12 protein-coding genes and 1 riboswitch are annotated in these 13,849 nt (G+C 58.2%); of the genes, 8 read left to right on the forward strand and 4 right to left on the reverse strand.

Annotated features, from left to right (window positions below; translation table 11 throughout):
* The first annotated feature begins 186 nt into the window (after positions 1 to 186).
* Positions 187 to 783, forward strand: a complete 597-nt coding sequence (dcd, locus tag ACN08V_RS02025; protein WP_419104344.1) for a dCTP deaminase — start codon at positions 187 to 189, stop codon at positions 781 to 783.
* 12 nt (positions 784 to 795) lie between these two features.
* Entirely contained in the window at positions 796 to 1,950 is a 1,155-nt protein-coding gene (locus tag ACN08V_RS02030) for a hypothetical protein (protein WP_419104345.1), read from the forward strand.
* 118 nt (positions 1,951 to 2,068) lie between these two features.
* Here the strand turns inward: ACN08V_RS02030 and ACN08V_RS02035 are convergent, their stop codons facing one another.
* Entirely contained in the window at positions 2,069 to 3,394 is a 1,326-nt protein-coding gene (locus tag ACN08V_RS02035; protein WP_419104346.1) for an MFS transporter, read from the reverse strand.
* Between the two features lie 123 nt (positions 3,395 to 3,517).
* Positions 3,518 to 3,787 (reverse strand): DUF4235 domain-containing protein, encoded by a 270-nt coding sequence (locus ACN08V_RS02040; RefSeq protein WP_419099974.1) that lies wholly within the window; start codon positions 3,785 to 3,787, stop codon positions 3,518 to 3,520.
* Positions 3,788 to 4,053: 266 nt separating this feature from the next.
* Here ACN08V_RS02040 and ACN08V_RS02045 point away from each other — a divergent pair, with 266 nt between their 5' ends.
* The 5 genes from ACN08V_RS02045 (at position 4,054) to ACN08V_RS02065 (ending at position 8,894) form a co-directional block, all read left to right on the forward strand.
* Positions 4,054 to 4,422 (forward strand): thiol-disulfide oxidoreductase DCC family protein, encoded by a 369-nt coding sequence (locus ACN08V_RS02045; protein ID WP_419104347.1) that lies wholly within the window; start codon positions 4,054 to 4,056, stop codon positions 4,420 to 4,422.
* Between the two features lie 349 nt (positions 4,423 to 4,771).
* Positions 4,772 to 4,874: riboswitch (TPP riboswitch) on the forward strand.
* A gap of 55 nt (positions 4,875 to 4,929) precedes the next feature.
* Positions 4,930 to 5,556 carry an ECF transporter S component gene (locus ACN08V_RS02050; RefSeq protein WP_419104348.1) on the forward strand — a complete coding sequence of 209 codons (627 nt, stop codon included), beginning with the start codon at positions 4,930 to 4,932 and terminating at the stop codon, positions 5,554 to 5,556.
* 4 nt (positions 5,557 to 5,560) lie between these two features.
* Complete coding sequence (locus ACN08V_RS02055) at positions 5,561 to 7,171, forward strand: ABC transporter ATP-binding protein (protein ID WP_419104349.1); 1,611 nt, start codon at positions 5,561 to 5,563, stop codon at positions 7,169 to 7,171.
* Entirely contained in the window at positions 7,161 to 7,961 is an 801-nt protein-coding gene (locus ACN08V_RS02060; protein ID WP_419104350.1) for an energy-coupling factor transporter transmembrane component T family protein, read from the forward strand. The genes ACN08V_RS02055 and ACN08V_RS02060 overlap by 11 nt, the downstream gene beginning before the upstream one ends.
* Positions 7,962 to 8,012: 51 nt before the next feature.
* Positions 8,013 to 8,894: an aminotransferase class IV gene (locus ACN08V_RS02065; RefSeq protein ID WP_419104351.1), complete on the forward strand. Its 882-nt coding sequence runs from the start codon at positions 8,013 to 8,015 to the stop codon at positions 8,892 to 8,894.
* A 48-nt stretch (positions 8,895 to 8,942) separates the two neighbouring features.
* Here the strand turns inward: ACN08V_RS02065 and ACN08V_RS02070 are convergent, their stop codons facing one another.
* On the reverse strand, positions 8,943 to 10,166 hold the full coding sequence (locus tag ACN08V_RS02070; RefSeq protein WP_419104352.1) for a multidrug effflux MFS transporter: 1,224 nt from the start codon (positions 10,164 to 10,166) through the stop codon (positions 8,943 to 8,945).
* Between the two features lie 204 nt (positions 10,167 to 10,370).
* Positions 10,371 to 10,979 carry a hypothetical protein gene (locus ACN08V_RS02075; RefSeq protein ID WP_419104353.1) on the reverse strand — a complete coding sequence of 203 codons (609 nt, stop codon included), beginning with the start codon at positions 10,977 to 10,979 and terminating at the stop codon, positions 10,371 to 10,373.
* Between the two features lie 127 nt (positions 10,980 to 11,106).
* Between ACN08V_RS02075 and ACN08V_RS02080 the strand changes: the two genes are divergently transcribed.
* The gene (locus tag ACN08V_RS02080; protein ID WP_419104354.1) at positions 11,107 to 13,848 is read left to right on the forward strand and encodes a DEAD/DEAH box helicase; all 2,742 of its coding nucleotides are present in this window, start codon (positions 11,107 to 11,109) and stop codon (positions 13,846 to 13,848) included.
* Position 13,849: the final 1 nt, after the last annotated feature.

Genomic DNA, 13,849 nt, shown 5'->3' on the forward strand with positions numbered 1-13,849 from the left:
CAACTGGCTCGGGGCTGGCGTTAAGGGAGGTTGGCAGGCACCATGCCTACCCGGTGGCCTGGTGGCCTGGTGACCTGGTGGCCTGGTGGCCTGGTGACCTGGTGGCCTGGTGGCCTCACGCAACCTTTCGATACCTGTACCTTGTTGGAGAGCTCATTGAGCACCTGTGTGCGGTATTTTGGAAGTGTGCTATTTTCTGATCAGGATATCCGCAAAGAAATTCAGGCGGGGCGTATAGCCCTTGAACCTTACGATGAGTCAATGATTCAACCTGCCTCGGTTGATGTTCGTATTGACCGCTTTTTCAGGCTTTTTGATAACCATAAGTACCCCTATATTGACCCTAGCCAAGCTCAAGAAGACTTGACCCGACTGGTAGAGGTTGCCCCCGACGAACCTTTCGTTTTGCACCCCGGCGAGTTTGTGCTGGGCGCAACCTACGAGAAGGTTACCCTGCCCGATGACGTGGCGGCCCGTTTGGAGGGTAAGTCGTCCCTGGGGCGTCTGGGCCTTTTGACTCACTCTACGGCGGGTTTTATTGACCCTGGTTTTTCGGGGCATGTGACCCTTGAACTGTCGAATATGGCTACCCTGCCGATTATGCTCTGGCCTGGTTCTAAGGTGGGCCAGCTGTGTTTCTTTAAACTGACTAGCCCCACTGAGCATGCTTACGGTTCGGGCGCTTATGGGAACCGGTATCAGGGGCAGCGTGGGCCTACTGCTTCACGGAGTTATATGAACTTTCACCGCACTACTATTCCTCTTGCCCCTGACCAGAGCTAGCGGAGGTTTTATATGCGCGGTTTGCTGATTCGTCCTGCCGGTGTTCCGGTCTTGATTTGCTTTGAGGATCCTAACCCTCAGCTCTGGGACGGTGCGTGTGAGGCCTGGGCTTCTCTGGAGCCTGAGCAGATTGAGGACGGTATCGCCCAGGTCATTGATGGTATCCGTCTGGTGGTCTTGAGCCCTCGATCGGATAGTGAGGTTCAGGCGGATTATGCGAGGGCTCTAGAGGTGAGTGTTATTAATTCGCGCAATCTTGCCTGGGCCGCTGAAACGCTGACTGTGCAGGTCACGATGCACCTGCTCAAAGCTTATGCGGGGCGTAAGCATTTGCTTCATGCTGCTGCCTTGGCTAGCCCTAAGACCGGGCAGACGGTGGCTCTGGTGGCGGCATCAGGGACAGGTAAGACGACCGCCGCACGCTTTTTGGGGCGCCATTTTACCTATTTGAGTGATGAGACAGCGGTTATTGATGTCGGTACTTTGCGGGTTAGCCCTTACCCTAAGCCGCTGTCGGTTATTGAGGAGGTGGGGCAGGCTAAGAAGCAGTATGACCCCGCTGAGCGCGGTTTGACGGTGGCTGAGCCGGACCAGGATTTTAGGCTTGGTTACTTGGTGATTCTGGATCGGGATAAAGCGGGTAAGGCGGCCCTGTCTTGGGAGCGGGTGCCTCTGGCTGAGGCGCTCTTTGCCCTGGTGGAGCAGTCGTCTGGTGTTCAGAGAATGCCGCGGGGGTTGGCGCAGTTTGCGGATCTGGTGAATTCGGTGGGTGGCGCTATTCGGCTAACCTACAGTGAGATTACTGATACTCTGGTTTTCTTTCAGGATCTGCTTGCCGGTGAGCTGGATTTGGCTTCGCATCAGGCTGACTACACCTTTGTAGAAACCGGGCAGACTGAGGTGAATTCGGTTTCTGGGGTCTGCTACCGGCGTGCACCGGGCACGAGTGGGCTTGAAACGGGGGAGGATTTCTTGGTGGCTTCTCAGGGCAAGCTCACCCGGACATCTCTGATTGGGTGGGATATCTGGGAGGCCTTGGCGCACCCCTTGAGCGCCGATGATTTACACGCTGTGATGGTGACGCTGTATGGCCCGGTGCCTCGCCCTGAGTTTGATAGGGCTCTTGAGCACCTGGTGGGTGCTGGAATTATTGAGCTGGTCGGTTGAATTTTTTTGGGCACTATACCGGGACCGGTATCTCAGGCTGTCTAGGGCCTAAAGTAGCCGGGGCTTGTTCTTCTGGGGGGCTAGCTCCGGCGCTGTTGTGAGCTTACCTTGCCTGGTCCTAGCTGTTAGCTGAGCTGGCTGATTTTCTGACTTTGGGATCTTTGATGGGGATGATCAGAAGCAGGCCTACAAAGAGGACGAGGGTGATACCTAAAATGCCCCAGAGCTGGTTGCCGGTCAGGGTCACGCAGAGCCCGAAGAGACCCGGTGCCAGGAAGCTGGCGGCGCGTCCGGTGGTGGAGTAGAGGCCGTAAATCTCGCCTTCCTTGCCTTCCTCGGTGAGCCTGCCCAGGTAGGAGCGGGCGGCTGACTGGGCGGGTCCTACGAAGGCACAGAGGGTGAGCCCGCAGACCCAGAACATGGTGGTGGAGGGCCAGATGAGCAGGGGGAGGGAGACAGCGATGAGAGCGCTCAGAGAGAAAATGATGACCCGTTTGGGGCCGAGAGCGTCATCGAGGTAGCCCCCTAGCATAGCGCCAGCACCGGCGACAATGTTGCCGAAAATCGCGAAGATAATGACCTGGTTAGTGCTAAATCCGAAGGAGCCTGCTGCCAGGACACCACCGAAGGTAAAGATGCCGTTGAGGCCGTCACGGAAGACCGCTGAGGAGACCAGGAAGTAGAGGGTGGTGGGTGCTTCCTTGCGGAGCTTCTTGACCGTGGCAAAGAGCTCCTTGTAGGAGTCGAGAAGACTTGCCTTTTCCTGGGGTGCGCGTTCGGGTTTGGGCAGTGAACGGGCTTTGAGCATGAGCGGTAGGGAGAAGATAAATGCCCAGGCCGCTGAGAAGAGCGCTACGGCACGAATGTTGTAGGCCTGGTCTGTGGGGATGCCCAGCAGGCCGGGGGTGACGAAACCTAGGAGTACGATGCCCAGGGCAACAATGCCACCGATATAGCCTGCGGCCCATCCTGAGCCACTAATTTTGCCGATGGTTGCTTTAGTAGAAATTGCTGGCAGGATGGCGTTGTAGTTGACCACCGCAAACTCGTTGACCAGATTACCTAAGGAAAGTAAAGCAACGCCCAGTAAGAGATATTGGGGAGCGGGTGCGACGAAGAAGCAGAGGGCCATAATTGCCGCCAGGAGCATACTGTTGACGCCTAGCCACAGGGCTCGTCGGCCACTGGCGTCGGCTCGCTGGCCCGAAACCGGCGCCAAAAGAGCAATACAGAATCCAGCGATAGTTAGGCCGTAAGAGAGGACAGCGGAGCTGTGTTCCTTATCGCCAAAGCCGGTATTGCTGGTGAGGTAGACCGCGAAGACGAAGGTGGTCATAATCGCGTTGAAACTGGCGTTCCCAACGTCCCAGAGGGTCCAGGCGAAGACGGTGGAGCGGGGGGCTGGGGGCTTGGCTTCTAAGCTACCGGTGTGTGGTGAAGTCATGGGTCTATGATACTTGCCTCACCAGGTGCAACAGTGTTTTCTGTGGATGGTGGCGTAAAAAAGCCGGCCCTGCGGGCGCAGAGCCGGTTTAAGAAGGCGGATAAAAAGTTGAGCTGGTCAGCCTTAGACTTCTGCCTGCCCGCCGTTTTTGAGCTTTGACTTGGTCTCAATCTTGTGCTGGGCACGGGTGATGGACACCTTGATGAGGGTGCCTACCAGGCCGGTGATCAGTGACCAGAGGATGATGTCGCGCCAGCGTTCTTCCTCATTTGGGTTGTTTTCTGGCGGTTCGTTGCCGGTGATGCGAACCCAGCTAGCGGCTAGTACCTTGTTGGCCAGGGCGATACCGCCTAGAGAGGCGGCCGAGCCTGCAATTTTTGTGAGGGGGTTCATGAGGGATCCCTTCTGTTGGTGTGGCGGGCCGGATGGCCCCTTGCCCTAAGACTATCAGTACTTATTGTTAGGGTGTGAGTTGCCCGCTAGGGTTGGGGTATAGGGCAGGCAAAGTGAGCGCGGTCTGCTCATGATGACTGAAGAGCTCATCAGGGCTTAGGTAGGTGTTCGGGTAAGGGGGGATCCTCACGGTGCTCCTGGTGGGGCCATGCCCTGTATTTTATGGATGTATGGCCTAGGCTGATAAACAAGATGGAGGTTTTTAGATGAAAGAATTGTTTATCTTTGATGGAAATTGTGGTTTTTGTACAAAAACCGTTGATTATCTTATTAAACTAGACAGAAATAAGCTGGTGGATTTTATTCCTTACCAGGTGTTTGAAAAATCTAGCGAGCAAGAATATGCGTGTGATTTTAGTAAATCTATTGTTTACATAGAGAACCGTCAGTATTTTACTGGGGCAAGGGGTTTTATGAAGTTTTTAGATAGAATTACCGGCCTGTCGCTGTTCTCAAGAATCTATAATTTTCCCTTGCTGGGTTCCTGCATGGAGGCCGTTTATAGACTTGTCGCTAAGAATAGGAGGTACCTTCCAGGAACTACCCCTTGGTGTGATAGGCAAGATAATTGCTAGCCCTAGAGTATTTAAAGAGTAGTTTTTATAGACACGAGTCTGATTATAAAAATAGAAACTCCCAGTTTCGGTCTTATTTTTTCACAATGCCTGGAATGAATGGATAGTAACCAGTGTTGTGCTGGGGGCCTTTATTCAGCCGCTGTAGTGGAATGTGGAGGGCGCGGCAGTTCACCTTCCTTACCGTCGATGGGATCATGAGCCACCTCATGATTGCTGTAGCTTATGCACAAAGACACTAGGGAAGTCCCGCAGCCTGGATAACTGTTCATTTTTCGTGGGTATCCCGGCTTGCTCTATACTGGAAGGGTTCCATGCTTGGGACCCCGCTCTATGACCGGCGGGTAACCATAAACGACAGGGGAGCGCCAGACTGGCGCTGAGAGTGCACATGCAGACCCTCCAACCTGATCCGGTTAGTACCGGCGCTAGGGAGTCGAAGTAAATAGGCGTACCCAGGTGCGCCGGTGCATGCCCCCTTTGCTGTTCTCACCAAAGGAAGGCTTTATGTCCAAGAAATCCGCGCTCACCTGGCGCGTCAACGATATCGTCGTAGCATCGGTGCTGGCCGTAGCTTGCGCCCTGATCTTCTGGCTCTGGTCAAATTTTGGCTACTCCGCCATCACTACCACCCTAGCCCTGGCCCCTGAATACTCCCCCTTAGCCGGGGGTGTCTGGCTACTTGCGGGTCTGCTGGGGGCCCTGGTCATCCGCAAACCCGGTGCAGCCCTTTACACCGAGATTCTGGCGGCAGTCATCGAGGCCCTCTTGGGCACCCACTACAACTTCACTGTAGTAATCTCTGGCCTAGTTCAGGGCCTGGGTGCTGAGCTGATATTCCTGATCTTCTTCTACAAGGTCTGGAACCTCGCCACCGCCATGCTGGCCGGTTTAGCCTCAGGTGCCGCTATGGGGATCTCAGAAATCATCATCTACTATGCCGGTGAGATGGTGGGTCAAAAAGCAGTCATCTATGTTCTGTGCTCTATGATCTCGGGCCTGGTTCTGGCCGGTCTGGTCTCCTGGTTGCTGGTGCGCGGTCTGGTCTCAACCGGCGCGCTAGATTCCCTGGCAGCAGGGCGGGCCGCTCGCAGGCCTTCCCGCCGGGGCGGACCAGCCAGCTCAAAGGGCTAGGGCGTTGACCGCAGAAGATCATCAGCTTGCGTCCCCCGGCCCAGAGTCAAGAGGCCGGGGGGCCCACTTCCGGGCCCGGGAGTTCGGGTGGCACTACCCGGGGCGGCCCAAGCCCACTTTCTCTAACTTGACCTTCGAGATTGAACCCGGTCAGAAGGTGCTCCTGGTGGGCCCCTCCGGTGCTGGTAAAACCACCCTGCTCCAGGCCTTAGGTGGCCTGCTAGAAGACGAAGACGGCCAATCCCAGTTGGGGGAGCTGTCCGTTAACGGCCTGACTCCCGCCCAATCACGCGGGACCTGCGGGCTCATGCAACAGGACCCGGAAAGCTCCGTGGTCCTAGCCAGGGTTGGTGATGACGTCGCTTTTGGCCCCGAGAATCTGTCCGTCCCCCGCACCCAGATCTGGGAGCGGGTCAAAAGCGCCCTCAAGGCCGTGGGTTTAGGCCACCTAGACTACAGCCGGTCAACATCGGCCCTTTCCGGCGGGCAGAAGCAACGGCTGGGGTTAGCCGGCATCCTAGCGATGCACCCAGGCGCCCTGCTGCTCGATGAGCCAACCGCCAACCTGGACCCAGCAGGTGTCATAGAGGTTCGAGACGCTGTGGTGGCAGCCTGCCAAGAGACAGGCTCAACCCTTGTTGTTATCGAACACCGCCTGGATATCTGGGCTCGGCACATGGACCGGATCATAGTGCTCGGCGCCAAGGGCGGTATCAGCCACGATGGTCCACCTGAACGCGTGCTCAGCCAGGCAGGCCAGGAACTCATTGATGCTGGTGTCTGGGTGCCAGGCTACCAGCCGCACCCACCGGCACCCACAAAGGACAGCCCTGCGCTGGGTCCACTTGTGCTAGAAGCCCGTGACTTGACCCTTACTCGCGCCTACCCCAGCCGTCGCCAGCTCAAGCACCGCGCTCGCGCCCTGGCATCGGGTCAAAAACCTACCCTAGACCTACCTGTAGTTGCTGAGGGTATCAACCTTCAGCTCTACGCTGGCAGTCACTTAGCCCTGCTAGGCCCCAACGGTTGTGGCAAATCAACCCTGGCTTTGACCCTGACCGGCCTGCTCTACCCGGTGGCCGGGCAGGTCATTGCCCACCCCCACCTGACCGGTGATCTGGCTGAGCGCTATCGGTCGGACATAGCCAGCTGGCCAGCAGCTGAACTGGCCGATCGAATTGGGTTGGTCTTCCAAGACCCAGAGCAACAGTTCATCGCACCCACTGTTAGAGCTGAACTGGAGTTTGGCCCCCGCCACCTGGCACGTGCCCGCAAGCAAAGCCTCGATGAAGCCTCCCTGGCCCAGGCTACCGACCAGCTCCTAGAACGCTTGAGGCTTACCCACCTGCAAGAGGCCAACCCCTTCACGCTCTCCGGTGGTGAAAAGCGCAGGCTCTCGGTGGCTACCGCGCTAGCGACCCAGCCTAAAATCCTGGTACTGGATGAGCCCACTTTCGGCCAGGACGCTCGAACCTGGAAGGAACTGGTCACCCTCATCCGAGAGCTGATCCAAGCAGGTACGGCAGTCATCTCTATCACTCACGATGCCGACTATGTTGCCGCCCTGGGCGGGGATACCTACAGCCTAGAAGGAGGGGGAAACCGTGGCCTATGATCCCTTTGCCGCCACCGCTGAGCGGCAAGGCGCCCTCGGTAGAATCAACGCCGGAGTCAAACTGGGGGCGACCTTCGCCCTGACCCTGGGGCTACTTTTAACTCAGGACTGGGTTACCTCCTTGACGGTGCTCTGCCTAGAGCTACTGACCCTGCGATTGCTGGGACTTAGCCCCCTGGCACTCTTGGGTCGCTTTTGGCCCGTGCTCTTTGGCGCCCTGCTCTCGGGCTGGTCCACCTCCCTGCTAGCAGAAAAAACCGGCAGCACCCTGCTGCACTTTGGCCCTCTCTGGGTGAGCACCGGATCAGCGGCGGTAGGCATAGCCCTGATGCTTCGCGGGCTAGCTATGCTACTGCCCGGCATCTTCCTCATAGCAACCACCGACCCGACCGATATTGCAGACTCCCTAGCCCAGAGTCTCAAGCTACCGGCCAGGTTCGTGCTCGGTGCCCTGGCAGCCCTGCGGCTGGTGGGGTTGATGATGGCCGAATGGAATACCCTGGGGCAGGCTAGAAGGGCTAGAGGTTTGGGGTCCCAAGATACGCTCTGGCTTCGCGCTCGCACCCTGGGCGGGCAGACCTTCGCTCTGCTGGTGCAGGCCATCCGGCGCGGGAGCCGGTTAGCGACCACTATGGAGGCGCGTGGCTTTGGCCCGGGACCCCGCACCTGGGCGCGCGTGCCCAGCTACCGGTGGGCAGACCTCTGGTTCGCCCTGGGTACCCTTGGGCTATTGGTCTGCGGCTATCTTTTGGCCGCTTACACCGGGAACCTGACCTGGGTCTGGCAGTAAGCCAGCTATCTCGCTCTTACTGGGGGCCTGGTCAGGAGTAGGCTTAAGACTATGACTCATACAACCGTAGTAATGCTGACCCAGCAGAACCCCGCAGGGGAGCTGGTTGATGCCTCCACACCGCTGATTAATATTGAAGACCAGGGCCTCACCCGCGGCGACGGTGTCTTTGAAACCATGCTGGCTGCCAACCGCAAGGTGCGTAAGTTCGAGGCCCATCTGAGCCGTTTGACCGGATCAGCCCGAATCCTTGATTTGCCTCTGCCGCAGGAAGAGAAACTTCGCTCTGCGGTGCAACTGGCCGTTGATTCTGCTCTTGCCGGCCCCCAGACGGTACTGGGCGAAGAGCACACCGTCAAAATCATTATTTCGCGGGGAACCCCGGAAGAGGGTGCTCATACCTGGGTGACAGTGGCCCCCTCCTCACCTACCATTGTTCGCCAGCGCCAGGAGGGCGTGCGGGCCATGTTGCTACCGCGCGGCCACGACCCCGCCGACGACTCTGCCTACCCCTGGCTTCTAGCTGGGGCTAAGACCCTCTCCTATGCTGTGAACATGTCGGTCTTGCGCTATGTGGGTAAGCACGGTGCAGATGATGCTATCTGGGTGACCGATGACCGCCGTATCTTGGAGGGCGCTACCTCCTCTGTCATTGTTGCCAAGCGAAGCGGTGACCAGCGGGTGCTCTATACCCCTGAGCCTGCCCACGGCATCCTACCCGGTACTACCCAGGGGGCAATTTTTAAGGGGGCCCGTCAAGCTGGCTGGGAGCTGGGTTATGGCCCTCTTTACCCCCAAGACCTGCTCGAAGCGGATGCTGTGTGGCTGGCTTCCTCGGTGCGTCTGCTGGCGCCGGTGACCCACCTGAACGGTACGCCCTTAGCGCTGGATTCTGCCCTGACTGATGAGTTGATGGGTTACTTGGCAGGCTAACCGACAGCGTCCAATACTAGAGAGCGCGGCACTCCGGGCAAGGAGAACCTAGTTCTTAGCTTCCCGGGGTGTTCTCATCAGAGCCAGAACCGCCAACAGCGCGAAGCCGAACATGGTCACAGCCATGGGCAGGTAAGCCTGGCTACCGCCTAGGGCTACGAGCGGAGACGCTAAAGCACCCATGAGGGCCTGAGTTGTACCCAGTAGAGCGGACCCTGCACCAGCTTCTTGCCGGACTTGGCTGAGCGCTAGAGCCGAAGCGTTACCCAGGACTAAGCCCAGGGAGCTGGTAAAAGTAAAGAGCAGAATCAGGGTCGGTAGCAGTGAGGCTCCCGCTAAAAAGTGCACCGTAAGTAAGGCTGAGGAGGCAAGCAGAGACCAGGCACCCCAGGTCAGCAACCTAACCGGGGCAAAACGGCTCACCAGGCGGGAGCTAATCGTTGAGGCTATAACAATGCCCAGAGCGTTCAAACCAAAGACGTAGGTGAAATGAACCGCATCTAGCCCTAGCACCTTTTGTAGCAGGTAGGAGGAGCCAGAAATATAGGCAAAGAGCGCGCCGAAGGCTAGGACCATAGTCAGCATAAAGCCCCGGTAGGAGGGATTTTGGGCTACTTCAATCACGCCCTTGTAGGTGGAAGCTAGGCTGCCGCGACGTCGGCGTTCTAGGGGCAGGGATTCCTTGATAAAGGCAAGAACCAGGATCATGGACAGGGTGATGATCAGAGCCAGGAGCTTAAAAATATCTTGCCAACTACCGTAACTAAGAACTATTCCCCCGAGGATGGGTGCTAGCACCGGGGCTAGGCCGTTAATCATCATCATAATGCTCATCAGGCGAGCTGTTTCTTTGCCCCTGGTGCTATCGGTGACGATAGCTCGTGAAAGTACCAGGCCGATAGAACCTGCGAACCCCATGAAGAACCTGGCTAAAATCAGGGTCTGAATAGTGGGCGCGAAGGCGCAGGCAAGGGTAGCTAGCGCACAGCAGAAAACACCGATGCGCAGAGGCAGTAATCTGCCTATTTTGTCTGAGAGCGGGCCCACCAAAAACTGGCCACTACCCATGCCCAGCATGAAAGAAGTTAAGGTGAACTGGGTCAGCGCTGCGCTACTAGAAAATTCTTCTGCAATGGTCGGTAGGGCTGCCAGGTACATGTCGATACCCAGAGGAGCCACGGCGGTTAGGGAAGCAAGAGTGAAGATGGCGATCAGCGGGAGCCCTGCTGAGGGGCTATCTGCCTGTGGGTGGGCTTGTTGTTTTGGGGGCATGCTTCGTCTTTTCCTATCAGATAGTTTTTAGGTGGGAACAGTCTATGGTATGGGGCAAGCTTGAAGTAGGGGGGGAAGCGTGTGTTTTTGCTGACATGCATGTTCAGTGCATAAGGCTAGGGGGTACTAGCTTGGTGTGGATACTAAGAGGGGGCGGTACCACACGAATTTCCACACTTGCCCATATCAGCTACCTCTCTAGAGTCAGCTTGAAGTTGGGCGGTAGGTGACCTGTACCGCATGGTAGATGTGGCGGTAGTGGCTATAGAGGGCTTCTTCCTGCAGGGCCCACCTGTCCCAGTAGGGGCGGTAGGTGTCACCGTCACGGATCAGAGCGCGGTCTTTGCGAGTGAGGGTATCTAGCTCTATGAGGACTCCCAGGTCGTGGGTACCGCAGAGCGCGCCAACCCCTTCGGCCAGGACAATACTGCCGGCCGGTGCCTGGGCTGGGGTAAAAATATGCGGGCCGGTTGCTTGCCCGCTCTGCCAGTCCCAGCCGTACCAGAGGGGAGTGGGCCCTGGGTCAGTGCCGTCCCCGGTCAGGCTGAGCGCTAATTCCTGCCAGGTCTGCACAGCCTGAGCTAGGCCGTCCCACCCCTGGTAGAGGTCCTCGAGGTGGAAGAGCTCAACGGTGGTTCCGGCGGTTGCCAGAATATCTTGTATCTGGCGGGCCAGGGTAGTTTTGCCTGAGCCGCTCCGCCCGTCGATAGCTACCAGGTAGGGGCCTTGAGCCAGTTTGCCCAGCTGGGTGGCCTGCGCATGGGCCTCCAGCATGAAGCTACCTAAATCATCGGCGCTGGTGAATGTGGGCACAAAGGTTTCCTTTCCTTTTGCTCCAGGCTATCGCACAGTGCCGGTCTGCTGGGCCATAATGGGACTCAGAGCACCTATCCCCGGCCCTTCACACTCTGGGGCAAGGCATAAATTTTAAGGAGACCCCATGACAGCTGATCTTTTGCGCCAGGCAGAGATACTTCAGGGCTATGCCCAGCGTAGCCGCCAGGCCTTGGACGAGCTGAGCCAGCCAACCGCACCGCGTTTTAGCTTGCCCGAGGGCTATAGCGGGTCCCTTTACCGGTTTGCGCCGCTCTCGCCCCAGAGTATTGCGGGGTTGAGTTCCTGGCTTCACCAGCAGTTTTGGCGTCAGCAGAGCCCCGCGACCCTGGATGATTTGCGTGCTTTAGCCGCTGCCGATGCTGGGCTGGCCCAGATGACCGCAGATATTCAGGCCGCTTCCGGCGGTCTGGTCAGTAAGCTCTTCGGTGGCGGTGAGAAGAAACGGCGCGCTGAGGCCGCTACCGCCGCTCTCTCCGAACGCGTAGTCAGTACCTCATCGGCTGTGAGCAGGCTCCAGCCCCTCTTTGAGCAGCTAGCCCAGCTCGATACCATCAGCCCCGAAGCTGCCCTAGCCGAGAACAAGCTGGGCCTCAGGGACGTAGCTGCCCGTGCTGTTGCCCGTTTTGCGGGTGAGCAGTGGGAAAACCCTGTCTTTGAAGAAGTACCTGTAGAGGCCCATGCCGCCTACCTGGCCATCTGGCAGGCCATTAACACTCCCGAACGTGCTCAGCTGATGACCGGCATGGGAAGGGATATGCAGGCTCTCAAAGCAGAACGTGCCCAGCTGACTCTGGCCGATATGCCCGTAGATAAGCTCCGGGATATTACCAGTGGAACTGTGCGCACCGCGCCACTCACCCAAGCCGGCATCACTACCGTCGCCCAGGTTCTCTCCCAAGGTTCACCTGCCGCCCTCACCCGAATCCCCGGGGTAGGGGAAACCACCGCCGCCCAAATCTACGCGGCCGCCACCCGCCTGCTCGACGAAGCCGCAGGCCAAGAAAAAGAAAACCTGGGCCAAACCCGCACCCCGGCCGCCGAGCGCATCCTCATCGGCCTCGACCGTCTGCGCGTCATTGACTCCACTATCGGCGACAGCGACCTGCTGGATCGCTTGAGCAGCTATGCGCCCCTCCTCACTCAGCCCGTGCCCACCACCGGCCCCCTCTTCATCGCTGTGGGCGATGATCCCACCGACTACCAGCAACTCCTCACCGACCTAGAATGGTGCCGCACCCATGCGCCCCTGAACGTACCTGCGGCCACCTGGCTCACCGCCGACCAAGCCTGGGCAGGCTACCTAGCTGATCCTGCCGCCCACCAGGCCCTCCTTGCCCACTACCTGGGTAACGAAACCATCGGCGACGCCTATCTGCCCGCTGAAATCTTCGAACGCATCCGCAAATTCCCCCTCGACCTTACCGGCCTTAAGGCCACCCTCCGCGGCTACCAAAACTACGGCACTAAATTCATGCTGGCCCAAAAGAAAATTATCCTGGGCGACGAAATGGGCCTCGGTAAAACCATGCAAACTCTTGCCGCCCTCACCCACCTGGCCAATAAGGGCAAAACTCACTTCATCGTGGTCTGCCCCGCCTCTCTCGTCATCAACTGGGAGCGCGAAACCCAAAAATTCACCGCCATTAGTACCTACCTGGCCCACGGCGACAGCCGCGAAGAAGCCCTCTCCAACTGGAAAGCTAAAGGCGGCCTGCTGATTACCACCTACGACGGTGCCCGCCTCTACTCCGACGGCACCTGGCGCGCCGACGCCGTGGTGGCCGACGAAGCCCACCTCATCAAAAACAAGGATGCCCAGCGCTCACAGGCAGTATCCGCCCTGGTGCGCAGTGCCGAATACGCCGTCCTCCTCTCCGGTACCCCCATGGAAAACAAGGTCAGTGAGTTCGTCACCCTGGTGGACTACCTGCAACCCCAGCTGGTAGCCGAAGCCGGCATGGACAGCCTCCTAGCCAGCGAATTCCGGGCCCGCATTGCCCTCGCCTACCTACGACGCAACCAAAAAGACGTGCTCTCCGAACTACCGGATATGACCGAGCACCGCGACTGGCTCGAACTCACCCCCGGTGACACCGATGCCTACCGCCAGGCCGTAGCCGATGGAAACTTCTCCCTTATGCGCCGCGCCGCCTGGTCCGCCGATGAATCCGCCAAACTCACGCGCCTGCTCGAAATCGTAGAAGAAGCCACCGCCGCCGACCGCAAGGTCCTGGTCTTCTCCTTCTTCCTGAGCGTGCTCTCCCGTCTCGAAGCCGCCCTTGGTGACAAGGTTGTCGGCCTTATTACCGGCGCTATGCCTCCCACCGACCGCCAAGATACCGTTGACGGCCTAGCCACCGCGCCCTCCGGCTCCGTCCTACTGGCCCAAATTACCGCTGCCGGTGCTGGACTGAACATTCAAAGCGCATCTATTGTGGTGCTGGCTGAACCCCAGTTCAAACCCACTATTGAAGCTCAGGCTATTGCCCGAGCTCACCGTATGGGCCAAACCCACACCGTGGATGTCTTCCGCCTGCTCGGCGCAGATACCGTGGACGAACGCATGATTGACTTGCTGGGTATCAAATCCCAGCTCTTTGACGAATACGCCCGCATCTCGGCGGCCAAGGACTCAGCCGCCGAGTCCGTGGATATTTCAGACTCCAAGATGGCCTCGCAAATTATTGCCGAAGAGCGTGCACGCCTGGGTTTGGAATCCAACCGATCATTGGAGGATGACCAGGGAACCCAAGATGATCCGAGAACCCAAGCTGACCTAGGAGGAGAGGATAACCGGCCCCTGGAAGTGTCTGTTGGTGACCAGGCTAGTCAGAGCGATAAGTAAT

It is taken from the genome of Rothia sp. P5766 (genome assembly GCF_048513555.1).
In the GTDB taxonomy this organism is placed as follows: Bacteria; Actinomycetota; Actinomycetes; order Actinomycetales; family Micrococcaceae; genus Rothia.

Coding starts and splice junctions, on each gene's coding strand:
- ACN08V_RS02070 (WP_419104352.1), bottom strand. CDS start 10,166: ATGCCCCCAAAACAACAAGCCCACCCACAGGCAGATAGCCCCTCAGCA.
- ACN08V_RS02035 (WP_419104346.1), bottom strand. CDS start 3,394: ATGACTTCACCACACACCGGTAGCTTAGAAGCCAAGCCCCCAGCCCCC.
- ACN08V_RS02040 (WP_419099974.1), bottom strand. CDS start 3,787: ATGAACCCCCTCACAAAAATTGCAGGCTCGGCCGCCTCTCTAGGCGGT.
- ACN08V_RS02050 (WP_419104348.1), top strand. CDS start 4,930: ATGTCCAAGAAATCCGCGCTCACCTGGCGCGTCAACGATATCGTCGTA.
- ACN08V_RS02065 (WP_419104351.1), top strand. CDS start 8,013: ATGACTCATACAACCGTAGTAATGCTGACCCAGCAGAACCCCGCAGGG.
- ACN08V_RS02045 (WP_419104347.1), top strand. CDS start 4,054: ATGAAAGAATTGTTTATCTTTGATGGAAATTGTGGTTTTTGTACAAAA.
- ACN08V_RS02080 (WP_419104354.1), top strand. CDS start 11,107: ATGACAGCTGATCTTTTGCGCCAGGCAGAGATACTTCAGGGCTATGCC.
- ACN08V_RS02030 (WP_419104345.1), top strand. CDS start 796: ATGCGCGGTTTGCTGATTCGTCCTGCCGGTGTTCCGGTCTTGATTTGC.